The organism is Corallibacter sp., assembly GCF_048381695.1.
GTDB classification, from domain to species: Bacteria; Bacteroidota; Bacteroidia; order Flavobacteriales; family Flavobacteriaceae; genus Corallibacter; species Corallibacter vietnamensis.
Window position 1 is genome coordinate 13,503 of the sequence record NZ_JBLXHI010000009.1, and the last position, 26,128, is coordinate 39,630.

Consider the following 26,128-nt stretch of genomic DNA (forward strand, 5'->3'; position numbering starts at 1 on the left):
ATCACCAAATTTGTGCAGTGCAAAAGTTAAATTTCCCTACATATTCGTTCCGATTCAAAAATAGCGAAAATAAAGTATCTATTTTTGATACCATACGTAAAAAATTTGTGGTTTTACAGCCTGAAGAATGGGTACGTCAACATTGTGTACATTACTTAATTTCTGAAAAGAAATATCCAAAATCACTTATAAACGTTGAAAAAGAACTCACATTAAATGGTTTAAAAAAACGTTATGACATAGTAGTTTTTAATCCTGACGGAAGTATTCACTTAATTGTAGAATGCAAGGCTTCAAAAATAACTATTAATCAAGATACTTTTGATCAAATTGCGCGTTATAACTTGACTTTAAAAGCAACTTATTTAATGGTTACAAACGGAATAAATCATTATTATTGTCAAATGGATTTTGAAAATGAAAAGTACACGTTTTTAAAAAACATACCTGATTACAACTTATGAATTTAGCTATTGTCATACTTAACTGGAACGGCAAAAAATTGTTACAAGATTTTTTACCATCAGTTGTCACTTGCTCACCTGAAGCCAGTATTTACGTAGCAGACAACGCCTCTACAGATGACTCTATATCATATTTAAAAACACAATATCCTGATATAAACATCATTAAAAACAAAGAAAATGGCGGCTATGCTAAAGGTTATAACGACGCCTTAAAACATGTTAATGCTGATGTTTTTTGCTTACTAAATAATGATGTTGAAGTTACTGAAAACTGGCTATCTCCTATCATTTCAGAATTTAAAAATAACCCAAATACTGCCATAATTCAACCAAAAATAAAAGATTACAAAAATAAAACGCATTTTGAATATGCTGGTGCAGCAGGTGGTTTTATAGACAAATATGGTTACCCTTATTGCCGTGGAAGAATTTTTGATACCATAGAGGAAGACAAAAACCAATACAACGATACTACAACCATTTTTTGGGCAAGTGGCGCATGTTTATTTATAAAACGTGATGTTTTTAATGAATTAGAAGGGTTTGATGAAATGTTTTTTGCACATATGGAAGAAATTGATTTTTGCTGGCGCGCTTTTAACCTTGGATACACTACAAAATATGTTGGCGAATCAACAATTTATCATTTAGGAGGCGCTACATTGCAAAATACAAACCCTAAAAAAACTTATCTTAATTTTAGAAATAGCTTATTTATGCTAACTAAAAACATAAAGAAAAGCTTGTTTTTGCTTATATTTATTAGGCTTGTTTTAGATGGAATAGCTGGTGCTAAGTTTTTATTTGCATTTAAGCCCACTCATACTTTTGCTATTATTAAAGCGCACTTTAACTATTATTATCACTTACCTAAACTTTTAAAACAGCGTAAAAAGTTAGCTAAATCAGATAAATATGCAAACCAAACATCTATTGTGTGGGCATACTACGTAAATAAACAAAAGACTTTTGATTGTTTATAAAAACTGTTAAAATTTTTGTTAACATATACCAAAGCGAAAATTCTTTTGTATAATTTTGGTATGTTAAATTTAAAATTATTTAATTAAACACTAATTATGAAAAAACTATTGTTATTAAGTGCTTCAGCCATGTTACTTTTAGGATCATGTGTATCTAAAAAAGAATATGCCGCACTTGAAGCTAAACAAAAAGAGACACAAGACCTATTAAATACTGCAACTGTAAAACTAAACAGCTGTTTATCTGACAAGGCATCAGCAACTGCAAAAGCTGAAGCTTTAGAAGACCGTATTGCAGACTTAAAAAAATCAAACGAGAACTTAATTCAAAGTAACAAAGACTTAACAATACTTACCTCTAAAGGTGCTTCTAATGTTGAAAAAACGCTAGAAAGTATGAAAGAGAAAGATTTAAAAATCTCACGTTTACAAGATGCTATTACAAAAAAGGATAGCGTAATGTTAGCATTAGTTACTAGCTTGAAAAAAGAAGTAGGAATTAACGATCCTGATATTGAAGTGAACGTTGAGAAAGGTGTAGTTTTTATTTCTATTGCTGATAAATTATTATTTAGAAGCGGTAGCTATATTGTAAACGACAGAGCTAAAGAAGTATTAGGTAAAGTTGCAAAAGTTGTAAAAAGCAAACCTTCATTTGAATGTATGGTAGAAGCTCATACAGATCCTGTACCTTACAAAAAACCTCCGTTAGAAGACAACTGGGACTTAAGTGTAAAACGTGCTACTTCTGTGGTTCGTGTACTTGAAGATTTAGGTGTTGACTCATCAAAACTTATCGCTGCAGGACGCTCTCAATATGTGCCAATTGCATCAAATGACACGGCTGAAGGAAAAGCAGCAAACAGACGTACTAGAATTGTTATTTTACCAAAAATTGATGAATTCTACGATATGATTGAAAAAGAAATGAAAAACCTAGAAACAAGCTCAAACTAATTGTTTCTAATACATACTTAAAAAGCTCAACCCATGGTTGGGCTTTTTTTTTATTTAAAAAATCTCCAGGCTTCCTTTACCTTCTCTTATAATAACAGGCTCTCCTTCAGATAAGTCTATAACTGTAGATGCTTCATTATCTCCGTAACCACCATCAATAACCAAATCTACAAGATTATCCCACTTTTCTAAAATCAACTCTGGATCTGTGGTGTATTCTAAAATCTCATCCTCATCTCTTATAGATGTAGAAATAATAGGGTTTCCTAATTGCTTTACAATCTCTAACGCTATGGCATTATCAGGCACACGAATTCCAACAGTTTTTTTCTTTTTAAAAGCACTTGGTAATGTTTTAGCTCCTGGTAAAATAAATGTATAGGGACCTGGAAGTGCTCGCTTTAAAATTTTAAACGTAGATGTATCTATCTGTTTTACGTAATCGCTCAAATTACTTAAATCGTGACAAATGAATGAAAAATTTGCTTTTTCTAATTTTACACCCTTAATTCTTGCTATTTTTTCTAAAGCTTTTGTATTTGTTATATCACAACCTAAACCATAAACGGTATCTGTAGGATATATAATTAATCCGCCACTTTTTAAAACACTAACAACTTTGCTAATCGCCCTAGGATTAGGGTTTTTTAAGTATATTTTAACTAACTCTGCCATACTAAACCTAAATAATAATCGTATATATGAAGGTACAAATTAATATAATTTTACTTTATGACACGACTAAAAATCTTCTTATTTACTCTTCTTATTGGATTTTTATTTTTTAATTGCTCAACTCAATCAGATAGAATTATCCTTGTTCAAAGTTCAAATCCCGACAAACCATATGAAATAATGGATGTTCCTTATGGCAATGAAGACGGACAAACATTTGATATATACTTACCTGCTGATAGAACGACACTTACCAAAACCATGATATTAATACACGGAGGTGGTTGGTTAGCAGGAGATAAAGAAGATATGGATTTGTATGTTGATTTTTTAAAAACATCATTTCCTGAAATGGCTATAATAAACATAAATTATAGACTTGCCAGTGAGGAAGAAGATCCTTATCCTATGCAATTAGAAGACATATCACAACTAATTACGTTTTTAAAAGACAACAATCAGCAGTTAGTAATCAGTGATGAGTTTGGCTTTATTGGCGCTAGTGCTGGCGGACATCTTGCTATGCTTTGGGCTTATGATTTTGATATGGATAATAACATAAAAATGGTTTGTAGTGTTGTTGGCCCTACAAATTTCAATGATCCGGTTTATAAAAACAATGATGATTGGTTTGTACAAGTTCTTATTGAAACTATAGGCGGAGAAAACCCTACAGTAGAACATTTTGAGCAAGTAAGTCCTTACAATAGAGCTAAAGAAAATGCGCCTCCTACAATATTATTTTATGGTGATGATGATACACTCGTTCCGCCTTCACAAGGAAATGTTATGCATGATAAATTAAATCAACTAAACGTTCCTAACGAACTAACCATTTATCAAAATGAAGGTCATGGTTGGGATGGAGAACAAATGGAAGACACTAAAATAAAGTTACAGAACTTTATCACTACCCATTTTAGTCAAGATTAAATATTAAATTTCTAATTTTCAGACATATTACGTATATTACAGTTAATTAACTATGTCTGCTAGATGAAATTTTATAAATCTTTAGTTGCTTGTATATACCTAGCTTTGGTTGTTTTATCGTGTTCTGAAAACGACTCAACAAACCCGTTATTCTACAATTTAGGTTATCAAGAGGAAATGAACGTCTCTTACGGCAGTCACAGTGACCAAAAATTTGATATTTATCTACCTGAAAATAGAACTCCTAACACCAAAGTTTTAATTTTAGTACATGGTGGTGGCTGGACAGCTGGTGATAAATCTGACATGAACAATCTCAAGGACTTAATAAAACAAGATTTCCCTGAAATAGCTATTGTAAACATTAACTATAGGTTAGCAGACCAAAACAATCCACCATATCCTATGCAAATTAACGACATTTCTTCTGTTGTTAATTTTCTTAAAAACCATAAAAACACATACAACATTTCTGAAAATTACGGCTTTATAGGAATAAGTGCTGGTGCACATTTATCATTACTTTGGAGCTATGCTTTTGATTTTGAAAATAACACAAACATGGTTTGTAGCATTGTCGGGCCTACAGATTTCACAGATCCTGCTTATGTAAATAGTGAAATACCTGGATTTGAAGAGCTACTAGATTTTTATGGTGTTGAATCTGATACAGAATACCTTGAAGAAATAAGTCCGTATCATCAAGCTACAACTTCTGCTCCTCCAACAATATTATTTTACGGTGGTGTTGATCCTTTAATTCCTATTTCTCAAGGCACACACATGCGAGATAAGCTAAATGAACTAAATATTATAAATCAATATACATTATATCCTACCAGCGGACATGGTTGGGTTGGATTAGAATTACTAGACACTTGGACTAAATTGAAAACATTTACACAAACTCATTTATAATTTCTTGTAACATTTTACAAAAAAGTAAGTCTAATAAACATGCTATTCAGAAATCTCATAATATTATTTTTTTGCTTTTTTAATTTAATAAGTGGCCACTCTAATAATGATTTAGATAATATTATTTTTCCTAAAGCTGAAATTCTTAATGCATATACCGCGAGAATACCTTTTAAACTCGTAGATCATCTTATTGTGATAGAAGCTGAATTGTTAGGTAAAAAAGGCGATTTTATTATTGACACAGGTTCTGAAGCGCTAATATTAAACAAGATTCACTTTCCTTTTAAGTACGAATACCGAGAAACTCCAAAACAAACAAGTGGTGTTGTAAACACTTTAGACAACGCATTAGAAAAACAACTCAAAGAGTTTGTAATAAGCAATCTAAACCTTAAAAATAAAATATCTGATGTTATAGACCTATCTCATATAGAGAAAACTAAAAGAATGCATTTACTAGGTGTTATCGGTTTTGATATTTTAAAAGACTATGAAGTTTTTATTGATATGTATCTTAACCAAATTACACTAACAAAGGTTGATAGATTTGGTAACAAATTAGATAAAAAGGTTTATTTAGAAAAAATTACAGACAGCATCAGTTTTAATTTAGTAAATCACACCATAGTCCTTAACGGATTTGTAAATGATAAACCTCTGAAATTTGCTTTAGACACTGCAGCAGAGTTTAATCAGATAAATAAAAATGTAAGTAAAAAAGTACTAAAAAACTTCAGACCCAATAAACGATTAGAACTTATTGGGGCTGGAAATAAAAAAATAGAAGTTTTGGCAGGGAAATTGCATTTAGTAAAACTTAATGATACTATTTATTTTGGTCCTATGGATACCATCTTAACAAACTTAAGCAAAATGAGTGAAGCCTTTGGCTTAAATTTAGACGGTGTTTTAGGTTATGAATTTTTCAGACAAAAAAGAACCATTATCAATTATCAAAAAGAAAAGCTTTACTTTGTAAACAACCCAATTACAAAACAGTGAATTTTAAACTAGTATACACACTCATTTTTTTACTTTTTACCCAATTTTCAATCTCACAAAACAACGATGTTTTAGGTTATAAAATTGAAGGAGATGATGTTGTATTTACCTTTGATATAAGAGATTATAAAAAATTCACTAACGAACACACCCAAGAACAACTTGATTTTAATGACTTTGACATAGAAAATGTTGTAGTCTCTGGTGATTTTAATCTTTGGTCTCGTGATCAATGGAAAATGACCAAAATAAACGAGAACATCTATCAATTAAGAAAAAACATTAGCGATTTTACGGATGAATTTTCATGGGAATTTAAGTTTGTAATCAATAACAAATATTGGGCTGAACCAAGTAAAAAAGCTACAAACTTAACACCTGCAGTAGATGAAAGTGGTAGAAACTTATATGTATATAACTTAAAACTTTTTGCTGTAACACCTAATAAGGATGGAAACATCTGTTTTAAACTACACGGCTACAAAAACGCTAAAAAGGTAATACTTACAGGATCATTTAATAAGTGGGATGAAAACCTATTTAGAATGTCAAAAACTAAAGACGGTTGGGAACTAACACTAGACTTAAAACCTGGAGAATATGAGTATAAATTTATTGTTGACGGACATTGGATTTACGATACCAACAACCCTTCTAAAAGAAAAAATGAATACGACGGATATAATTCTGTAATTAATATAAAAGTCCCTATCACATTTAATTTAAACGGATTTAGCGCTGCAAAGAATGTCATTCTAGCAGGGTCATTTAATGATTGGAATGAATCAGACATAAAAATGTCTAAAACTGAAAGCGGCTGGAAAACAACCATACTCCTTTCAGGAGGAAAACACCACTATAAATACATTATTGATGGCGAATGGATAGTTGATCCAAAAAACCCAATCAAGGAGTACGACAATCACGGCAATATAAATTCTGTAAAAATGGTAAAGTAACTACCCTATTACTTCTAGTTTCGCAAACCTCAACAATAGTTTTTTCACGCCACCATTTTCAAAATTTATTTCAGCCTTTACATCAGCACCTGCACCTTCTATCTTTAAAACTTCACCTTTTCCAAAACGTATATGTGCTACAATATTTCCAACGGTAAGTTTACCATCAAAAAGGTTTGCAGGATTTCCTGTTATTTTAGAAACTGGCTTTAATTTAGTAGGCGGAACAAATTTTGGAGGCTGCTTTTTCTCCATTTTTTTCTTTAATGGTTTTTTAAATCGTATTGTATTAGGACTTGGTTCTACATCTCCAAATATATCAGCACTTAACATTGGATTTTGACGCGGGTCATTAACCGGTGTTAATACTTCTAAATACTCATCGTCTATTTCTTCAATAAAGCGACTAGGCTCTGCATCAATTAGTTTTCCCCAACGATATCTTGAAAGTGTGTATGTTAAATAAGCTTGCTTCTCTGCTCTAGTTAAGGCTACATAAAATAAGCGGCGCTCTTCTTCTAGTTCACTACGTGTATTCATACTCATGGCACTTGGAAATAAATCTTCTTCCATACCTACGATATATACATAAGGAAACTCTAATCCTTTTGCCAAGTGAATCGTCATTAAAGCAACACGATCGTCATCACCTTTATCATTATCTAAATCTGTTGCTAAAGCTACATCTTCAAGAAACTCTGCTAAAGAACCTGTGGTATCTGCCAATTCTTTTTGTTCTTCAACAAAGTCTTTCATACCATTTAAAAGCTCTTCAATATTCTCCATTCTAGCAACACCTTCAGGCGTTGCATCTTTGTTAAACTCACGTATTAAGCCACTGGTTTTGGTAACATGTTCAGCTAGCTCAAAAGCATTTGCTGTTTGGTTCATTACCTGAAAACTTTCAATCATTGTTGCAAAATCTTGAAGTTTTCCTTTAGTTCCAGAGTTAATCTTAATATCTACTTTATCAATATTTTGAATTACTTCAAAAATAGAACGGTTATACCCATTTGCAGCAACTACTAACCTATCAATCGTTGTTTGTCCAATTCCTCTTGCAGGGAAATTAATAACACGTTTTAAGGCTTCTTCATCAGATGGGTTTATAACCAATCGTAAATAAGATAGAACGTCTTTTATTTCTTTACGTTGATAAAACGATAATCCACCATAAATACGATATTCGATACCGCGCTTACGAAGCGCATCTTCCATTGCACGAGATTGTGCGTTGGTGCGATACAAAATTGCAAAATCACTATTTTTAAGTTGCTGGTTCATTTTGTTTTCAAAAATAGAACTCGCTACATAACGACCTTCGTCTCCATCGGTCATTAATCGGTTAACTTTTATTTTGGGACCATCATCATTTGCTGTCCAAACTACTTTTTCTAGCTTGGTTTGGTTTTTATCTATAATTGAATTTGCAGCATTTACAATGTTTTTAGTAGAACGGTAGTTTTGTTCTAATCTATATAGCTTTACATCATCATAATCTTTTTGGAAATTTAATATGTTATTGATGTTTGCTCCACGAAAGGCATAAATACTTTGTGCATCATCTCCTACAACACATATATTTTGAAATCTATCAGATAATGCACGTACTATAAGATATTGCGAATGGTTTGTATCCTGATACTCATCTACTAAAATATATCTAAATCTATCTTGGTATTTTGCTAACACATCAGGAAATCGTGTTAAAAGCTCATTGGTTTTAAGCAATAAATCATCAAAATCCATAGCGCCAGCTTTAAAACATCGCTCTACATAGTTTTTATAAATATCTCCCATTCTTGGGCGTCTAGCTGCTTTATCAGCTTCTATAAGCTCGGGATTATTAAAATAAGCTTTAACTGTTATCAAGCTGTTTTTATACGATGAAATCCTAGAACGAATTTGCTTGTATTTATAAACGTCTTTATCAAGATTCATTTCTTTAATGATAGAGGCTATTAATCTATCAGAATCTTGTGCGTCATAAATGGTAAAGTTACTTGGGTAACCAAGTCTGTCAGCTTCTATTCTTAAAATTTTTGCAAAAACCGAGTGAAATGTTCCCATCCAAAGGTTTTTGGCTTCACTAGCTCCAACAATTTGAGCAATACGCTCTTTCATTTCTCGAGCCGCTTTGTTTGTAAAGGTTAGTGACAATATATTAAATGGGTCAATTCCTTGACTCATAAGGTATGCTATTCTATAGGTTAGCACACGCGTTTTTCCAGAACCGGCTCCTGCTATCACAATCATAGGGCCATCTTTTTGTATTGTTGGCGCTAATTGTGCTTCATTTAACTGACTTAAATACTTCTCCAATTTTCAATTTCATTTTAAGGTGTGAAAATAACTATTGTATTACTTTTTACCACTGCGATTTATTAATAATTATAAACAATTTAGATCGTAAAAATTATTATTGTTCTTTTACATCATTGGTCATTGCATCAAGCAAGCCTGCTCGTACGTTGAGCCATAAAAAATTAAAAACTGATTTTGTTTTATCACGCTCTACATTCTCCTTATAGCCTAACCTAAATTGATTGGTTGCATCATCACTATTTTTAGACACAAAAATGTTTAAAACGTCTGATAAGAGTTTGTTTTTTCGCTTACCATCTTTGCGAAGTGCTATAATATCAAAGTTCTTGTATTTTGTTTTTAAATCTACTCTAGATGTGTGTTTATTTCCTGTTACAGTAAATAATGTTTTTAACATATCTCCTTGAAAACGTACTTTTAAATTAGGTTCTGAAAACACGTTAATAGCATTTGCCGATAGATTATCTATTGCTGCGTTGAATGTAAATGCATCACTTGCATCATTAACATCAAAAACCCAATTTGCTTTCATTGGCGCATTTTTCATGAACATAGATGTAACATCTATGTGTGTTTTCTTTGTAGTATCATAAGTATTCCCAACGTTTTTTAATGTGGCGTTAAAATCTGAAAAAGATATTTTACCACCGTGGTTTTCAACTTTGGTACGTTCGTAATATTCAATACTTGCATTATTTACAAAAACTTCTTTCAACATTAAATTAAAATTCAAATCGCGTAACATCTCGCTATAAAGAGGTTTTATTGTAAGATCATCTTCTACTAATTTATCTCTGTAAATACTAACTTTAGGTATTTCAAAATTTGTTGTTTGTGCTTTAAAATAAAATATTGAGTCTTGATGAAAACCAAAATTATAATCATCAATATTTATAGCCTCAAGCTTTACATCAAAATGATCTCTTTCTTTATCTAATAACTCTGAAAATTGCTGTTTAGAATACTTTGTATAAAGCTTTAAGCCTTGAAACGTAATTTTTTTATCATTTAGTTTTGATGATTCTATTTCTAGATCATCAAACTGATTCAACTGATAAAAAAGCGTGTCAAATGATAATTGATGACTCTTAAAAGCTATAGGCATTTTATTCTGTAATGTCTTTTCTGAAAGATTAATTTGCTCTAACTGCAATGCAACATTATCCACTTTAAACAAAAGCGAGTCTGTCTCAACTTCAAACACTTGTGCGTTTCCTTGTTTTATAGAAAAGCGCTCAACGTCAACATCTAAATCAAATGTGTTTGATTTAGCCATACTAGACGCTTTAAAGTCTGCTTGATCATTGTATTTATAAATTACTTTGGGATGTTTTACAAAAACATTGTCTATAGAAATTTTATCATTAAAAAAATAATCCCAATAGCTTACATCTTTTATCAACAAAGTATCTACTGAAAATTGTAAGTACGTTATATCTGTATTTTCTCCTTTTTTTACCACAGAAGCGTTTGTAAGTGTTATTTCACCTTTACGTGTACTCACTAATAAATCTTTATAATCAACCTGAACTGTTTTTGGCAAACTATTTTTAAGGTAACTTTCTAATTTTGAAGTCAGTATACAATCACTTACAACAAAAAAAAGAATCACAATAGCTACACAAGCTAGTACAACTATTAAAAAGCGTTTTGTAGATTTTTTCATATTATAAAGATATAGTTTTAGAACAGTTTATTTTTAAATATCTTTATCACAAATTAATATTTATGGAATCTTTTCTTGATTTTTTAAGCCAAATCTCTTGGTGGATGTGGGTGTTAATCGCTTTAGCCCTTGTTGCTTTTAGAGATGTTTTTTTACAAAAAAAACACACCATAAGTCACAACTTCCCTGTTATAGGGCATTTCAGGTACATGCTAGAAAGAATTGGCCCAGAATTAAGACAATATTTAGTAGCCAATAACCGAGAGGAACTCCCTTTTAACAGAATTGAAAGAGGCTGGATTTACGCATCTGCAAAACACGAAAATAACTACGAAGGTTTTGGTACTGATAGAGATATTTATGCGCATCAGCATATTTTTATAAACAATGCCATGATGCCTTACAAGCTAGAAAACGAACATCCTAATGCCATTGATAAAACATTTTTACCTTGCGCCAAAGTTATAGGAGCTTATAATAAACGTAAAAAACCTTTTAGACCTGCTTCGGTAATTAATGTATCTGCAATGAGTTTTGGCTCTCTTTCTGCAAAAGCTGTTGAATCTCTTAACAAAGGTGTGCATTTAGCTGGCGCATACCATAACACAGGCGAAGGTGGTTTATCGCCTTACCACTGTAACGGCGGTGATGTTATATTTCATTTTGGAACTGGATATTTTGGTGTTAGAGATAAAAACGGAAATTTCTCATTAGCTAAACTAATTAAGCTTGTTGAAGACAATCCGCATGTAAAAGCCATTGAAATAAAGCTTTCTCAAGGTGCTAAACCAGGAAAAGGTGGTGTATTACCAGGTTCTAAAATCACTGAAGAAATTGCAAAAATTCGCCATGTTGAGATTGGCAAAGACGTACTTTCTCCTCCTAACCATTCGGCTTTTAGCAACGTTCCTGAAATGGTTGATTTTATAGAACAAATAGCTGACGCAACAGGATTACCGGTTGGTATTAAAGCTGCTATTGGAAAACTTGAACAATGGAATGAATTAGCAGACATAATGAAAACAACAGGCAAAGGTCCTGATTTTATTACCGTAGATGGCGGCGAAGGTGGTACCGGCGCAGCGCCTCCTAGTTTTGCTGATCATGTTTCTCTGCCTTGGGTATATGGTTTTAGTGATCTTTACCGAATGTTTAAAGAAAAAGGACTTACAGAGCGCATTGTATTTATAGGTAGCGGAAAATTAGGCTTTCCTGCAAAAGCCGCTATGGCATTTGCAATGGGTGTAGATTGTATAAATGTTGCGCGAGAAGCCATGATGAGTATTGGCTGTATTCAAGCGCAAATATGTCACACTAACAGATGCCCTAGTGGTGTTGCTACACAAAGCAAATGGTTGCAAAGCGGCATTGACACTTCTTTAAAATCTGTTAGACTTGCACAATATTTTAAAACCTTTAGAAAAGAACTTATTGAAATAACACACGCAGCAGGATATGAACATCCCTGCCAATTTAAAATGAGTGATGTTGATGTAAATGTAGATGACCACAATTTATCTAAAGAACTAGATAGAACTTATATGTACAATAAAACCCCAGTTCCATTTAAAAGTATGCAAGATTTAAAAGATTGTATATATTTGGGTGGAAAATCTAACAACTAACAAAACAAAATGGAGATAGAAAAATTATTTGAAGTCGTTTTATATGCTGTACCAGCTTTAATTACAGGTTTAATTGCTTTTTACTTTTTTAAAGAACACACAAAAAATGAAGATGGTCGCAGACGTTTTTTACTTCATAAAGACATCCAGGTAAACACTTTACCTATTAGATTACAAGCTTATGAACGTATGTCTTTATTTCTTGAGAGAATTACTCCGTCAAAATTACTTATAAGAGTTTCTCCTAATTCATCTAACAAAGAAGATTACGAATCTTTACTTATAGCCAGCATTGAACAAGAATTTGAACACAACTTATCACAGCAAATATATTTAAGCGATGAGTGTTGGAATATTATCACTGCTGCAAAAAATGCAACTATTCAATTAATTAGAAAAGCTAGCCTTTTAGAAAAAACTGATACAGCAAATAAGCTACGCGAGGTGGTTCTTACTGAAATGATGGAAAAACGCGCTCCTAGTGATGCAGCCTTATCTTTCATTAAGAAAGAAGTAAGCGAAATGTGGTAAACTTTTTAAGTTTTATTGTGTCTCTCTTTAGCATAATCATATCCTAACCGCCACCATTTAGTCATAAGTTTCTTACTGAAAATCAATGAGTTTTCAGTAAGATCTGTTGGTGTGTAATATAAGTTAAGCTTTACTCCTTTATTTTTGGCAGCCAGTTTACCTATAATAATATCGTTTCGTTCTACTTGATTTAGCAAGTGCCCAAATAAGTTTATCATAAGCGAAAAAGGATTTTTCCCTAACACTTTCATTCTATCCATTTGTTCTGCTTCTAGAACCACAGCGTCAATTTCTGTCGCACCTCTTTGTATAGCCTCTCTTATAGGAATAACACACCCTAATCCGCCATCAGCATACTCATAACCATCTACTTTTGCAATAGACATAAATGGAATATAATTACATGAAATCCAAATCCAGTTACAAAACTCTTCGTATGTGCAGTCATTTATTGATTTATACTCTACTGTGTTTTTTGACAAATTAGAAACAGTGACTACAACATCTTCTTTAGTAGCTTTTATTTTTAAGTACTCTTCTTTTGTAAAATTCTTTTTTATGTTTCTACGTAAAGCTTTGCTCTCCCCAAAGGTTCGCTTCATTCTAATGAATTGCCATGTTGAGTTTAAAAAATCAATAGATACATACTCTCTACCTCCTTTTTCACGCTGAATAAAAGGACTTACACTAAAAATATCATGCTGTTGAACATTTGTAAAAATATCATACAACTTATCTATATCATTAACAGCTAAATGAGGTATTAATAAACTCCCTGTAGATGTTCCTAAAAACATATCATAATGCCTTCCTTCTTCTCGCATAAGATATTGTGCAACACCACCTGCATAGGCTCCTTTACTTCCGCCTCCAGATATTACTAATGCTCTCATTTATTGTTTTTTATTTTTGAGTTGTTCTAATTTATCTTTTGCAAACTTTACTAATCGCCAATTATGGTGCTTCGTAGCCTGTTTTAGATTATCTATACAAACATCATTATACAAAGCCATCGCATCTATATATTGAAACGCATTAAGACGCACTTCAAAATTATATTTTTCAGAAGTATAACCTACCAACTCTCTGTAAAATTCGTTGTTTAGTTCTGCTTTATAATCTGTTGTTGATAAGGCTAAAACTAACCAAAGCAATCTGATGTTTTTATCTTTAAAGCCAATTAAATCACTTGTTTTATTTAGATATAAGGATCTATCTTGTGGGAAATTCAACCATAAATGATACAAAGCTGCTTCAACTGTTGCGTAAGATGCATCATCTAAAAGCGTTTCATACATTGGTTTTAAACCTACTGGAATTTGAGTAACATTTGTAGCAATTGCTTGGCGCACTTTTAAAGAACTATTAAAAAGCTTTTCAGGTATTCTATTAGGAATTTGAGAGATAATTTTTGACTTTGCCTCATCAGATATTGTAGCTTCTAAATAATAATCACAACGCGCATTAGCCAACTCACAATCTACCATTTCATATTCTTGTATAAAAGTAGATTGTAATAATAACTCATGAGCTTTCTCTTGAGGAAAAACATCACTCACAATCCAAGTATCAACAAAACTATCTAATTTTAAACCACTTGCCTTTTCTACTTCTGATATAAAATCAGAGGTTTCAACATTTTTAAACTTGTGTTTTTCTAAATATGCTTGTAAAGCCTCTTTAAAAGGCTCATCTCCTACGTTTTCCCTCAAGGCATTTAACACCCAACAACCACGCTTATAAAAAGTTAAGCTACTTGATTTAGGGTTTAGCAATGACGTTCCTTGATTAAGCCTTTCTTGATTTATCAAGTCATGGTAATACTCATACAAACGCCAATAATAATAGTTATCTCCAAAAACATCACGCTCGGCAAGTAGCGCATAGTAGGTAGCAAAACCTTCCTGTAACCAATGATGCTCTCCGCTTTTTGCAGTAACCAAATCACCAAACCATTGATGCGCTAACTCATGTGCATTAACGTTTACATAGTTTTTGTCTATAAATGCAATAGAATCTACCACATATGTATCTGCAAAAATTGTTGTTCCTGTATTTTCCATCCCTGCATATAAAAAATCATGTACAGGAATCTGTTTATAGTTTTGCCAAGGATAAGAAACACCAATTTCTGACTCTAAAAAATCAAACATTTGCGTTGAGTATCTGTAAGTAGGTTCTACAACATTAGAATCTTTCGGATAATAATACATCTCTAAAGGTATGTTGCTTTCAGATATTTCAACTTTTTTATCATATTCACCAATAACCAATGCAACCAAATAGCTTGACATAGGCTGCTTCATATCATAGTGCCATGTATAATAATCAGAATGATCTAGACGCTCCACATCAACCAGTTTACCATTAGCTATAACCTGGTAATCACTTTGAAACGTAATAGATAAATCAAATTCTATTTTATCATTAGTATCATCAATGCTAGGCAACCAATTGCTTGTATATTTTCCTTGTCCTTGTGTCCAAATTTGGTTTGGTGCTTCATTATCCCAACCCACAAAATACAATGCCTTTTGTGGTGTAGCCTCATAACTAAACGTAAGCGAATAGTCAATCCCTTCTTTAAAATCATCTATTAACCAAAGCTTATTACCGTCATTTTCATACTTGATCTTTCTATCATTAACTTGCACATTGGTAAAAGTCATTTTTTTTGCATCAAGAAATATAGAGTCTACAGATGCAAGAACTTTAAACTGATAAGTTACATTTCCAAAAACTTTCTTTTCTTGAACATCAAACGAGATTTCCGGTTTGGCTTGTAAAAAATCTACATAATCCGTTTGTTGTGAGTAACATATAGTACTCAATAAAAACAGGAGGAAATAAAATATTTGTTTCATAAGCTTTTTTACAACAACGATTAGACCAAAATACGGAATTTTTAAGGTTTTATCTTTCAAGTATAAGGTTTATATTCGTTGTCATGATTACCAATTTACAAACTCCTATTGATTATTTAAAAGGCGTTGGCCCTAATCGTGCCGATTTACTTCGGAAAGAGCTTGGTATTCATACATATCAAGATTTACTAAACCTTTTCCCTAACAGATATTTAGACAGAACACGCTATTATAAAATAAATGAACTGCAAAGAAATAGCTCTGAAGTTCAAATTATAGGTAAAATTACAAGCGTTAAAGAAGTAGCCCAAAAGCGCGGAAAACGTTTGGTTGCTAAATTTCAGGACGATACTGGAAGCATGGAGTTGGTATGGTTTAGAAGTCAGAAATGGATAAGAGATAACCTAAAACCCAACAGACCTTATGTTATTTTTGGTAAAATAAATTGGTTTAATGGCGCTTTTAGCATGCCGCATCCAGAGATGGAATTGCTAGAAGAACACAAAAAAAGTTTGCGTTCTGCTATGCAACCTATTTATCCATCAACTGAAAAACTAAACAACAAAGGTATCACAAATAGGGTGATAAATACCATCATGCAACAACTGTTTATTGAGAGTAAAGGACGCTTCATAGAAACGCTTTCAAAACCCTTACTTTCAGAACTGAAATTACCCTCAAAAAGTGAAGCACTTTTAAACATACATTTTCCAAAAAATCAAGACCTTTTAGCACGTGCTCAATACCGTTTAAAATTTGAAGAATTATTCTACATTCAATTACAATTAATTCTCAAAAACCTTATTCATAAATCAAAAATAAAAGGGTTTCCTTTTAACTCTGTAGGAACATATTTTAATACCTTTTTTAAAACACATTTACCCTTTGAATTAACCAATGCTCAAAAACGTGTTTTAAAAGAAATCCGTGCCGATTTAGGTAGCAACGCACAAATGAATAGACTTTTACAAGGAGATGTTGGTTCTGGAAAGACCATAGTCGCGTTCATGTCAATGCTCATGGCACTTGACAACGGTTTCCAAGCATGTTTAATGGCGCCAACTGAAATTTTGTCAGTCCAACACTATAATGGATTATCAGAACTATGTAAAAACCTAAATATCAGCATAAAAATACTAACAGGTTCAAGTAATACTTCAGAAAGAAAAGAAATTCACGAATCCCTAGAAAATGGCTCTTTACAGATTTTAATTGGCACTCATGCCCTTCTTGAAGATAAAGTAAAATTCAAAAATTTAGGCCTTGCAATTATTGACGAACAACACAGATTTGGTGTTGAGCAGCGAAGCAAATTATGGAAAAAAAACACAACGCCCCCGCATATTTTAGTCATGACTGCAACACCAATTCCAAGAACATTAGCCATGTCTGTTTATGGTGATTTAGACATATCAATTATTGATGAATTACCACCCGGAAGACAAGCCATAAAAACAGTACATCGTTATGACAAAAATAGACTAAAAGTTTTTGGATTTATTCGTGATGAAATTGACAAAGGCAGACAGGTTTATATCGTGTATCCGTTGATTCAAGAAAGTGAAAAAATGGACTACAAAGATTTAATGGATGGTTACGAAAGTATCGCTAGAGATTTCCCTGCTCCAAAATACCAAATATCTATTGTGCACGGTAAGATGAAACCAGCCGATAAAGATTATGAAATGCAACGTTTTGTTAATGGCGAAACCCAAATTATGGTTGCCACAACAGTTATTGAAGTTGGTGTTAATGTACCAAACGCCTCTGTTATGGTTATTGAAAGTGCTGAACGTTTTGGTTTATCACAATTACATCAATTACGTGGTCGTGTAGGTCGTGGCGCCGAACAAAGTTATTGTATTTTAATGACCGGACATAAATTAAGTAACGACAGTAAAATCAGGCTAGAAACCATGACCAAAACTAGTGATGGCTTTGAAATAGCCGAAGTAGATTTGAGACTTCGCGGACCTGGAGATATTATGGGAACCCAACAAAGCGGCGTTTTAAACTTAAGAATAGCAAATATTGTAAAGGATAAAGACATTTTACAAGCAGCCAGATATCATGCAAAAAAAACGCTAAATGCTGATCCAACACTTACTCACGAGGACAATCAGCCTATTTTATACACTTACAAACAAATGAGTAAGTACAAGAATATCTGGAATTACATTAGTTAAAGAAGCATTTAACTCCTAATCTACACAAAAAAGTAAAGAATACATCATAAAAACAAGGACTTGAGTTTCCGTTAACTTATAAGGTTTATTATCTTTGCACTCCTAAACAGCAAATGATAGATGAAGATTTCATACAATTGGTTAAAACAATTTATAAACACAGATTGGTCAACAGAACAAACTAGTGAATTATTAACAGATTTAGGCCTAGAAGTAGAAGGCATAGAAACATATCAATCAGTAAAAGGCGGATTAGAAGGTATTGTAGTAGGAGAAGTATTAACCTGCATACAACATCCTAATGCAGATCGCCTTAAAATTACCACCGTAAATATTGGAGAAGAAACACCATTACAAATTGTTTGTGGCGCTCCTAATGTTGCTGCCGGACAAAAAGTTCCTGTAGCTACAATTGGTACAACGCTTTACACTTCTGAAGGTGAATCATGGGTTATTAAAAAAGGAAAAATTCGCGGCGAAGAAAGTCACGGAATGATTTGTGCCGAAGATGAATTAGGACTAGGCGCTTCTCATGATGGGATTATGGTTTTAGATGCAGATATTGCTGTAGGAACTTTAGCTTCAGAGGTTTTTAAAGTAGAAAACGATGCTGTTTTTGAAATAGGACTAACACCAAACCGTGCTGATGCCATGAGTCATTATGGTACAGCAAGAGACTTAAAAGCTGGGTTACTTCAAAAAGATATTCATTCAGAATTAATAACGCCATCTGTTAGTGCATTTCATGTAGATAACAGAACGCTGCGTGTAGAAGTAGATATTGAAAATAAAGAACTAGCACCTCGCTATTGTGGTGTTACCATTTCTGGATTAAAGGTAAATGAATCTCCTGCTTGGTTACAACACCGCTTAAAAGCTATTGGCCTCTCTCCTATTAACAACATAGTAGATGCTACAAATTATGTGCTTCATGAATTGGGGCAACCACTTCATGCTTTTGACGCTAATAAAATTTCAGGTAATAAAATTGTTGTAAAAACGGTTGCCGCCGGAACAAAGTTTACAACTCTAGATGAAGTTGAGCGCGAACTTCACGAAGATGATTTAATGATTTGTGATGCTGAAAAACCACTTTGTATTGCTGGTGTTTTTGGCGGATTAGATTCTGGAGTTACAGAAAACACAACAAGTATCTTTTTAGAAAGTGCTTACTTTAATCCTGTAAGCATTAGAAAAACAGCCAAACGACATGCACTTAACACGGATGCATCTTTTAGATTTGAACGTGGTATAGACCCTAATATTACTGAATATGCTTTAAAGCGTGCAGCATTACTTATTCAAGAAATTGCTGGTGGAGAAATAACAAGCGATATTGTTGATTTTTATCCAAATAAAATTGAAGATTTTCAAGTACGTTTAAGTTTTGATAATGCTAAAAAATTGATTGGAGAAGAAATTCCAAGAGATATTATAAAGCGTATTTTAATGTCATTAGATATTAAAATAAACAACGTAACAGAAACCGGACTTGGGTTGACCGTCCCTTCATACAGAAACGATGTACAGCGAGAAGCTGATATTATTGAGGAAATATTACGCGTGTACGGTTACAACAACATAAAAACCACAGAAAAGCTTAACGCATCTATTTCTAACAGCTCTCGATTTGAAGATTATAAACTTCAAAATATTATTGGTAATCAATTAGCGAGTCAAGGGTTTTTCGAGATTCTTTCAAACTCACTTACAACACCTAACTACGCAGCATTAAGTAATCAGCTAAAAGAGGAACACAACATTACAATGCTTAACCCTTTAAGTAACGACTTAAGTGTTATGCGTCAAAGCTTGCTTTTTTCTGGATTAGAAGCTGTAAGCTACAATATTAACAGAAAGCGAGAAGCTCTAAAGTTATTTGAATTTGGAAAAACCTATCATGGTTACAATGAAAAACGCGAGGAGTTTAAACATTTAGCTGTTTTTGTTACTGGTAACAAAAGCTCTGAACGCTGGAATTCTCCTTCTCAAAAAAGTGATTTTTTCTATTTAAAAGGAACAATCACCTCTATTTTAGAACGTTTGGGAATATCTCGTTTCAAAGTATCTCCTATTAAGAATGATGTATTTAGCGAAGGTATTTCTCTAAATTTAGGAAAAAACACCCTTGTAGAGTTTGGACTTGTAAAGAAATCAGTATTAAAACATTTTAGTATTTCACAACAAGTGCTTTTTGCTGATTTTAATTGGGATAATGTGTTAAACATGGCCAAACACAATAAGATTACGTTTACAGAATTGCCTAAACACCCAGAAGTTAGACGTGATTTCGCTTTGTTACTTGACAACAATGTGTCTTTTGAACAAATAGACACTATTGCTAGACAAACAGAAAAGCAGTTATTAAAAGACGTTGATTTATTTGATGTATACCAAGGTGATAATTTACCTCAAGGTAAAAAGAGTTACGCTGTAAGTTTTATTTTACAAGATGACAGCAAAACACTTACAGACAAGCAAATTGATAAAATTATGAATAAACTTCAAGCCAACTTTGAAAAACAGCTTGGAGCAGAGCTACGCTAAACATATTATGAAGTACTTATTTTATTTATCCCTATGCTTATTTACGTTTTCTGTATACGGGCAAACAAACGACTCTTTTCAAAAACAAAAAGATTCAACAAGCGTTTGGGAATTATTAAAATATGATGCCGGAGCCACGGTAAGAAGTGTAACTCAAGCTTACACAAGTCCGTTGCAGTGGGATAAAAAAGACTTCAAAAACCTTTCTGTCACCGCTATAAGCCTTTTTTCATTATCGCTAGCAGATGAAGAAATGAATAGATTTTTTCAAAAAGAGAATAATAGATATCCTCAATTTGCTAAAGATTTCGGCTTTAGATTAGGTAAACCTCAAGTGTTTTTTGCTTTAAATGCTGGTATTTACGGTTATGGATTATTAACCAAAAATGAAGCTTTTAGAAGAACAAGTGTTCTTATTATTTCATCTGCAATAACAGCAGGTTCAATTCAGGCTATAAGCAAAACAGCTTTTGGTAGAGCACGACCTAGTTCCGGTCTTGGTTATGATCATTTTAACCCGTTTTCTAAAGAAGCTTTTGAACATTCTTTTCCTTCAGGACACACCATTTTATCTGTTACAATGGCTCACGCCATTGCAAAGCAGTTTGATAACATATGGCTTAAGCTAGGTATTTACAGTGTTGGATCTATCACTCCTATTACACGCTTAATTTCAGGAGCGCATTGGCTTACTGATGTAACCGTAGGAACCGTGTTAAGTATTGTTGTTGTAGATTACATTGACAAATTTTTATCAAAAAAAGAAAACTATGGTTACAAGAAAAACAAAACCATAAGCTGGAATGTTTCTCTTTCTCCTAACAAAATAGGCCTGATAGGCACTTTTTAAAAATAAAAAAACCTGCTTAAAAGCAGGTTTTTAAAATTCAATAAGTTTAAAATATATATATATTATAATACTTTAACGTTTACTGCATTCATACCTTTTCTACCTTCCTGTAAATCGAATTCTACTTCATCACCTTCACGTATCTCGTCGATTAATCCAGAAATGTGAACAAAATGTTCTTTGTTTGTGTCTTCTTCAATGATGAATCCAAAACCTTTAGAATCATTGAAAAATTTTACTGTTCCTTTACTCATTGTAATAGTTTAAATTATTTAATAAAACAAATATAGTCATATAATATTACCACAAGGTTATTTTAGAATTTTATTTTCAAATAACTCCTTTTTAATCAAATTAATAAATTAATGCATACCATTTACAAGACCTAATCCCAAAAGTATTTTGTATATTTAGGTATATAAAATTTATATTATGGATTCTAATTATAAAAAAATATATGCAGGTAGTTTTATTATTATTCAGCTAATTGTTTCTAAACTAGAGGCAATAGGCATAAATCCTATAGTTAAAGACGAAGCTGAATCTGGCAGACTTGCTGGTTTTGGTACATCAACACCTAATTTTCAAGAGGTTTATGTAAATAGTGAAGAACTTGAAGCCGCCATTCCTGTTGTAGAAAGTGTCACGTCAGAATTGCATTCTTAAAATAAAAAAAAGCCTCTTTAAAAGAGGCTTTTTTTTATTGTGCATACATTTTATCACGTAGTTCTTTTATTTTTGGATCTTGCATATACTCATCAAAAGTAGTATAACGGTCTATGATACCATTTGGAGTTAACTCCACTACTCTATTTGCTACTGTTTGAGCAAACTCATGATCATGGGTTGTAAATAAAATTGTCCCTTTAAAATTTTTAAGAGAATTGTTAAACGCAGTAATACTCTCAAGATCTAAATGGTTTGTTGGTTCATCAAGCATTAATACATTAGCACGCATCATCATCATACGACTTAACATACAACGTACTTTTTCTCCTCCAGATAATACATTTGATTTTTTTAGAGCTTCTTCTCCACTAAAAATCATTTTTCCTAAAAATCCGCGAATATAAACTTCTTCTCTCTCTTCTTCGGTTGTAGCCCATTGTCTCAACCAATCTACAAGCGATAAATCATTTTGAAAATACTCACTATTGTCTAATGGTAAATACGATTGTGATGTTGTTACACCCCAAGAAAATTTACCTACATCAGCTTTTTCTTTATCATTTATAATTTGATAAAATGCTGTAGTTGCTCTAGAATCTTTAGAATAAACAACTACTTTATCTCCTTTAGCTAGGTTTAAATCTATATTTTGAAAAAGTAAATCACCATCTAAAGACGCTGCAAGTCCTTCTACATTTAATATTTGATCTCCTGCTTCTCTATCACGGTCAAATATAATAGCTGGGTATCGTCTACTTGATGGTTTAATTTCAGAAACGTTAAGCTTATCAATCATTTTTTTTCTTGATGTAGCTTGTTTAGATTTAGCTACATTGGCAGAGAAACGACGAATAAATTCTTCTAGTTCTTTTTTCTTTTCTTCAGCTTTTTTGTTTTGTTGTGCGCGTTGTTTTGCTGCTAATTGAGATGACTCATACCAGAATGTATAGTTTCCTGAAAAATGGTTTATTTTACCGAAATCTATATCAGAAATATGCGTACAAACGGCATCTAAAAAGTGACGGTCGTGAGATACAACTATAACGCAGTTATCATAATTTGCTAAAAAGTTTTCTAACCAAGTAATTGTTTCATAATCTAAATCGTTGGTAGGCTCATCCATGATTAGCACATCTGGGTTACCAAAAAGCGCTTGGGCTAATAAAACACGTACTTTTTGTTTACCATCTAAATCTTTCATTAAAGTATAATGAAAGTCTTCAGTAATTCCCAAGTTTGATAACATGGCCGCAGCATCGCTATCAGCATTCCAACCGTTCATTTCTTCAAACTGCACTTGAAGTTCTCCTATTTTTTCAGCATTTTCATCAGTATAGTCGGCATATAGTGCATCTATCTCTGTTTTTATTTTAAACAGAGGCTTGTTTCCCATAAGAACGGTTTCTAAAACGGTATGCTCATCATACAAATTATGATCCTGCTCTAGAACAGACATACGTTTTCCTGATTCAAGGTTTACATGACCTGAAGTTGGATCTTGTTTTCCTGAAAGTATTTTTAAAAATGTAGACTTCCCAGCTCCGTTGGCTCCAATAATACCGTAACAGTTTCCTTGATTAAAGGTTGTGTTTACTTCATCAAAAAGAATACGTTTACCAAATTGAACAGAAAGATTTGAAACTGATAACATATTTATTGTTTTAAATTTTTGCAAAAGTATAAAAAAGTGCCCATAACAAGAAAGAAAAAGCTTTTTATAACTTTAACAGCTAATTAACAAGAGATAATGTTTTCAACTTATACTTTTGTAAAGAATGTGCTTAAATAAAATCCAAACGTTGAAATTTATAAAACCTTTTTGTGCTATAGCTTTATGTGCTATAACACTATATAGTTGTAAAAAAGATACTGATAAAAAAACAGGTGATACTGCTTTTTTTGGTGGAGAAGTTATTAATCCATTAAGTGATTTTGTTATTCTTTATAATCCAAATCAAGCAATAGACACTATTCCTTTAAACGATAGTAATAGATTTGAACTAACGATTCCTGATCCTGAACAAGGATTATACACCTTTAAACTTCAAGCCTCTGATGGTATGGAGTACCAAACCGTACTTTTAGAATCTCAAGACAGTGTTATGTGCAGAATAAACACCATGGAGTTTGATGAGTCTTTAGTATTTACAGGTTTGGGAGCAAAAAAGAACAATTACTTGATTAATCTATTTCTTGAAAATGAAAAAGAAGATAAAACTGTTTTAGGCTTTAGCCAGTTGCCTGCTGCAGAGTTTGAGAAAAAAATAGATTCTATCAGATCTAAAAAACAAAAAACACTTGATAGTTTTAGCTCTAAAAACACCACTTCAGAGCTATTTAATGATTTAGTAAAAACAAATATTGACTATAACTATTATTTAAGCAAAGAAGTATATCCGTTTGTAAACTATACAAGCACAGAGAGAAACATCATAGAAACACTACCTAAAAACTTTTATAAATTCCGTAGCAAAGTTGATTACAACAAAAACAATCTGGTAAATTTTGCGCCTTACTACTCGTTTTTGGTACATCATTTAGAAAACATTGCTTTAACAGAACATTTTAAAACCTCAACAGATAGTACTTTTAACAAAAAATCTCTTGATTATAATCTTATAAAGCTAGAATTAATTGACAGTTTAATTAGTAACGACTCTATAAAAAACTCTTTATTAATACGTGCAGCTGTAGGTTTTATTAGCAACAATAAAGATGTAGCAGATTATGATGCGCTTTTAGAATCTTTTACTGAAAAAAGTTCTAACCCAAACCATAAAGAGTACGTTAGCAATATCATCAATTCTCTTAAAAACTTAAAGCCTGGTAACAAATTACCAAATTTAACTCTTGTTGATATTAATAATATAGAAGTTTCGTTAAATAAGGTTATTAAGAAACCAACTGTTTTATATTTTTGGTCTTCTTCTCACAAAACTCACATAAATAGCCACGCAAAAGCTAGAGAGTTGAAAATAAAGTATCCTGAAATTAACTTTATTGCAATTAATACAGATAAATCAAATGAGTCTGTTTGGAAAAACATTGTAAAACAATATCATTACGCTACTACAAACGAGTTTATTTTTAAACATCCTAAAGAAGCAAAACACAGTTTAGCTATTTACCCAATAAACAAAGTAATGATAATAAATAAGAATGGTAACATTGTAAATGCTCATACAAATATGTTTTCGATACATTTTGAAGAGCAACTTTTAAGTTTGTTAAACCAATAAAAAAAAACCTGCATTTAGCAGGTTTTTTTGTTTTATATTTTAATTAATTTCCTTTTTTAAAGTCTTCTAAAAACTTCGCCAAGCCTATATCTGTCAGTGGGTGTTTTAATAACCCTTCAATTGAACTTAAAGGTCCTGTCATAACATCGGCTCCTATTTTAGCACAATCAATAACGTGCATTGTATGACGTACAGACGCTGCTAATATTTCAGTTTCAAATCCGTAGTTATCATAAATATGACGAATTTCTGAAATAAGATTTAATCCATCTGTTGAAATATCATCTAAACGTCCAATAAATGGCGATACATAAGTTGCTCCAGCTTTTGCAGCTAATAAAGCTTGTCCTGCTGAAAACACAAGAGTTACGTTCGTTTTTATTCCTTTATCAGAAAAATACTTACATGCTTTTACACCATCTTTTATCATAGGTAACTTAACAACAATTTGCTTGTGAAGTTCAGCTAAAGCTTCTCCTTCTCTTACCATACCTTCAAAATCGGTAGAAATAACTTCGGCACTAACATCGCCATCAACAATATTACAAATATCTACATAGTGTTTCATTATATTGTCATGACCTGTTATTCCTTCTTTAGCCATTAACGAAGGATTGGTAGTTACACCATCAAGAATACCCATGTCTTGAGCTTCTTTAATTTGGTTTAAATTGGCAGTGTCAATAAAAAATTTCATTGCTTGTTTATTAATTTATTAGTTGTGTATAT

General features: G+C 32.2%; 22 protein-coding genes. 14 read left to right on the forward strand and 8 right to left on the reverse strand.

Translation table 11 applies throughout. The features are described from left to right. Positions 1–17: 17 nt before the first annotated feature. The 3 genes from ACN5J3_RS11520 to ACN5J3_RS11530 all read left to right on the forward strand — a co-directional run bounded on the left by ACN5J3_RS11520 (position 18) and on the right by ACN5J3_RS11530 (position 2,407). Positions 18–464, forward strand: coding sequence for a type I restriction enzyme HsdR N-terminal domain-containing protein (locus ACN5J3_RS11520; RefSeq protein WP_417291393.1), 447 nt, complete (start codon positions 18–20; stop codon positions 462–464). Next, positions 461–1,450, forward strand: coding sequence for a glycosyltransferase family 2 protein (locus tag ACN5J3_RS11525; RefSeq protein ID WP_418511842.1), 990 nt, complete (start codon positions 461–463; stop codon positions 1,448–1,450). Before ACN5J3_RS11520 ends, ACN5J3_RS11525 begins: the two co-directional genes overlap by 4 nt. Positions 1,451–1,546: 96 nt before the next feature. Next, positions 1,547–2,407 carry an OmpA/MotB family protein gene (locus tag ACN5J3_RS11530; RefSeq protein WP_417291395.1) on the forward strand — a complete coding sequence of 287 codons (861 nt, stop codon included), beginning with the start codon at positions 1,547–1,549 and terminating at the stop codon, positions 2,405–2,407. A gap of 54 nt (positions 2,408–2,461) precedes the next feature. On the opposite strand, the gene ACN5J3_RS11535 is transcribed toward ACN5J3_RS11530, so the two are convergent. After that, a complete protein-coding gene (locus ACN5J3_RS11535; protein ID WP_417291396.1) occupies positions 2,462–3,082 on the reverse strand; it encodes an L-threonylcarbamoyladenylate synthase in 621 nt (206 codons plus the stop codon). Positions 3,083–3,139: 57 nt separating this feature from the next. On the opposite strand from ACN5J3_RS11535, the gene ACN5J3_RS11540 reads away from it, so the two are divergent. The 4 genes from ACN5J3_RS11540 (at position 3,140) to ACN5J3_RS11555 (ending at position 6,897) form a co-directional block, all read left to right on the forward strand. Further along, positions 3,140–4,015, forward strand: a complete 876-nt coding sequence (locus ACN5J3_RS11540; protein WP_418511843.1) for an alpha/beta hydrolase fold domain-containing protein — start codon at positions 3,140–3,142, stop codon at positions 4,013–4,015. 63 nt (positions 4,016–4,078) lie between these two features. Continuing rightward, positions 4,079–4,933, forward strand: coding sequence for an alpha/beta hydrolase fold domain-containing protein (locus ACN5J3_RS11545; protein ID WP_418511844.1), 855 nt, complete (start codon positions 4,079–4,081; stop codon positions 4,931–4,933). 39 nt (positions 4,934–4,972) lie between these two features. Beyond that, positions 4,973–5,938, forward strand: a complete 966-nt coding sequence (locus tag ACN5J3_RS11550; protein WP_418511845.1) for a hypothetical protein — start codon at positions 4,973–4,975, stop codon at positions 5,936–5,938. Beyond that, positions 5,935–6,897, forward strand: a complete 963-nt coding sequence (locus ACN5J3_RS11555) for a glycogen-binding domain-containing protein (protein WP_418511846.1) — start codon at positions 5,935–5,937, stop codon at positions 6,895–6,897. The genes ACN5J3_RS11550 and ACN5J3_RS11555 overlap by 4 nt, the downstream gene beginning before the upstream one ends. Here ACN5J3_RS11555 and ACN5J3_RS11560 read toward each other — a convergent pair whose 3' ends face one another. Beyond that, positions 6,898–9,219 (reverse strand): ATP-dependent helicase, encoded by a 2,322-nt coding sequence (locus ACN5J3_RS11560; protein ID WP_418511847.1) that lies wholly within the window; start codon positions 9,217–9,219, stop codon positions 6,898–6,900. 97 nt (positions 9,220–9,316) lie between these two features. Then, positions 9,317–10,888 (reverse strand): hypothetical protein, encoded by a 1,572-nt coding sequence (locus ACN5J3_RS11565; RefSeq protein ID WP_418511848.1) that lies wholly within the window; start codon positions 10,886–10,888, stop codon positions 9,317–9,319. A gap of 62 nt (positions 10,889–10,950) precedes the next feature. On the opposite strand from ACN5J3_RS11565, the gene ACN5J3_RS11570 reads away from it, so the two are divergent. Continuing rightward, on the forward strand, positions 10,951–12,513 hold the full coding sequence (locus tag ACN5J3_RS11570) for an FMN-binding glutamate synthase family protein (protein WP_418511849.1): 1,563 nt from the start codon (positions 10,951–10,953) through the stop codon (positions 12,511–12,513). 9 nt (positions 12,514–12,522) lie between these two features. Beyond that, the gene (locus ACN5J3_RS11575; protein WP_344730816.1) at positions 12,523–13,044 is read left to right on the forward strand and encodes a hypothetical protein; all 522 of its coding nucleotides are present in this window, start codon (positions 12,523–12,525) and stop codon (positions 13,042–13,044) included. A gap of 5 nt (positions 13,045–13,049) precedes the next feature. Here ACN5J3_RS11575 and ACN5J3_RS11580 read toward each other — a convergent pair whose 3' ends face one another. After that, positions 13,050–13,937, reverse strand: a complete 888-nt coding sequence (locus ACN5J3_RS11580) for a patatin-like phospholipase family protein (RefSeq protein ID WP_418511850.1) — start codon at positions 13,935–13,937, stop codon at positions 13,050–13,052. Beyond that, positions 13,938–15,968 (reverse strand): M1 family metallopeptidase, encoded by a 2,031-nt coding sequence (locus tag ACN5J3_RS11585; RefSeq protein ID WP_418511851.1) that lies wholly within the window; start codon positions 15,966–15,968, stop codon positions 13,938–13,940. A gap of 23 nt (positions 15,969–15,991) precedes the next feature. On the opposite strand from ACN5J3_RS11585, the gene recG reads away from it, so the two are divergent. The 3 genes from recG to ACN5J3_RS11600 all read left to right on the forward strand — a co-directional run bounded on the left by recG (position 15,992) and on the right by ACN5J3_RS11600 (position 21,491). Continuing rightward, entirely contained in the window at positions 15,992–18,094 is a 2,103-nt protein-coding gene (gene recG, locus ACN5J3_RS11590; RefSeq protein ID WP_418511852.1) for an ATP-dependent DNA helicase RecG, read from the forward strand. A 120-nt stretch (positions 18,095–18,214) separates the two neighbouring features. Then, positions 18,215–20,641, forward strand: a complete 2,427-nt coding sequence (gene pheT, locus ACN5J3_RS11595; RefSeq protein WP_418511853.1) for a phenylalanine--tRNA ligase subunit beta — start codon at positions 18,215–18,217, stop codon at positions 20,639–20,641. 7 nt (positions 20,642–20,648) lie between these two features. Further along, positions 20,649–21,491, forward strand: a complete 843-nt coding sequence (locus ACN5J3_RS11600; protein WP_418511854.1) for a phosphatase PAP2 family protein — start codon at positions 20,649–20,651, stop codon at positions 21,489–21,491. A gap of 62 nt (positions 21,492–21,553) precedes the next feature. On the opposite strand, the gene ACN5J3_RS11605 is transcribed toward ACN5J3_RS11600, so the two are convergent. After that, positions 21,554–21,745 (reverse strand): cold-shock protein, encoded by a 192-nt coding sequence (locus tag ACN5J3_RS11605; protein ID WP_344730822.1) that lies wholly within the window; start codon positions 21,743–21,745, stop codon positions 21,554–21,556. A 178-nt stretch (positions 21,746–21,923) separates the two neighbouring features. Here ACN5J3_RS11605 and ACN5J3_RS11610 point away from each other — a divergent pair, with 178 nt between their 5' ends. Further along, positions 21,924–22,157, forward strand: coding sequence for a DUF2007 domain-containing protein (locus ACN5J3_RS11610; RefSeq protein WP_417291408.1), 234 nt, complete (start codon positions 21,924–21,926; stop codon positions 22,155–22,157). 34 nt (positions 22,158–22,191) lie between these two features. On the opposite strand, the gene ACN5J3_RS11615 is transcribed toward ACN5J3_RS11610, so the two are convergent. After that, the gene (locus ACN5J3_RS11615) at positions 22,192–23,811 is read right to left on the reverse strand and encodes an ABC-F family ATP-binding cassette domain-containing protein (protein WP_418511855.1); all 1,620 of its coding nucleotides are present in this window, start codon (positions 23,809–23,811) and stop codon (positions 22,192–22,194) included. Positions 23,812–23,959: 148 nt separating this feature from the next. Here ACN5J3_RS11615 and ACN5J3_RS11620 point away from each other — a divergent pair, with 148 nt between their 5' ends. Next, positions 23,960–25,399: a TlpA family protein disulfide reductase gene (locus ACN5J3_RS11620; protein WP_418511856.1), complete on the forward strand. Its 1,440-nt coding sequence runs from the start codon at positions 23,960–23,962 to the stop codon at positions 25,397–25,399. A 43-nt stretch (positions 25,400–25,442) separates the two neighbouring features. Here the strand turns inward: ACN5J3_RS11620 and fsa are convergent, their stop codons facing one another. Next, entirely contained in the window at positions 25,443–26,096 is a 654-nt protein-coding gene (gene fsa, locus ACN5J3_RS11625) for a fructose-6-phosphate aldolase (RefSeq protein ID WP_344730827.1), read from the reverse strand. Positions 26,097–26,128 lie beyond the last annotated feature (32 nt).

Coding starts and splice junctions, on each gene's coding strand:
- ACN5J3_RS11525 (WP_418511842.1), top strand. CDS start 461: ATGAATTTAGCTATTGTCATACTTAACTGGAACGGCAAAAAATTGTTA.
- ACN5J3_RS11530 (WP_417291395.1), top strand. CDS start 1,547: ATGAAAAAACTATTGTTATTAAGTGCTTCAGCCATGTTACTTTTAGGA.
- ACN5J3_RS11535 (WP_417291396.1), bottom strand. CDS start 3,082: ATGGCAGAGTTAGTTAAAATATACTTAAAAAACCCTAATCCTAGGGCG.
- ACN5J3_RS11540 (WP_418511843.1), top strand. CDS start 3,140: ATGACACGACTAAAAATCTTCTTATTTACTCTTCTTATTGGATTTTTA.
- ACN5J3_RS11545 (WP_418511844.1), top strand. CDS start 4,079: ATGAAATTTTATAAATCTTTAGTTGCTTGTATATACCTAGCTTTGGTT.
- ACN5J3_RS11550 (WP_418511845.1), top strand. CDS start 4,973: ATGCTATTCAGAAATCTCATAATATTATTTTTTTGCTTTTTTAATTTA.
- ACN5J3_RS11565 (WP_418511848.1), bottom strand. CDS start 10,888: ATGAAAAAATCTACAAAACGCTTTTTAATAGTTGTACTAGCTTGTGTA.
- ACN5J3_RS11570 (WP_418511849.1), top strand. CDS start 10,951: ATGGAATCTTTTCTTGATTTTTTAAGCCAAATCTCTTGGTGGATGTGG.
- ACN5J3_RS11575 (WP_344730816.1), top strand. CDS start 12,523: ATGGAGATAGAAAAATTATTTGAAGTCGTTTTATATGCTGTACCAGCT.
- ACN5J3_RS11580 (WP_418511850.1), bottom strand. CDS start 13,937: ATGAGAGCATTAGTAATATCTGGAGGCGGAAGTAAAGGAGCCTATGCA.
- recG (WP_418511852.1), top strand. CDS start 15,992: ATGATTACCAATTTACAAACTCCTATTGATTATTTAAAAGGCGTTGGC.
- pheT (WP_418511853.1), top strand. CDS start 18,215: ATGAAGATTTCATACAATTGGTTAAAACAATTTATAAACACAGATTGG.
- ACN5J3_RS11600 (WP_418511854.1), top strand. CDS start 20,649: ATGAAGTACTTATTTTATTTATCCCTATGCTTATTTACGTTTTCTGTA.
- ACN5J3_RS11605 (WP_344730822.1), bottom strand. CDS start 21,745: ATGAGTAAAGGAACAGTAAAATTTTTCAATGATTCTAAAGGTTTTGGA.
- ACN5J3_RS11610 (WP_417291408.1), top strand. CDS start 21,924: ATGGATTCTAATTATAAAAAAATATATGCAGGTAGTTTTATTATTATT.
- ACN5J3_RS11615 (WP_418511855.1), bottom strand. CDS start 23,811: ATGTTATCAGTTTCAAATCTTTCTGTTCAATTTGGTAAACGTATTCTT.
- fsa (WP_344730827.1), bottom strand. CDS start 26,096: ATGAAATTTTTTATTGACACTGCCAATTTAAACCAAATTAAAGAAGCT.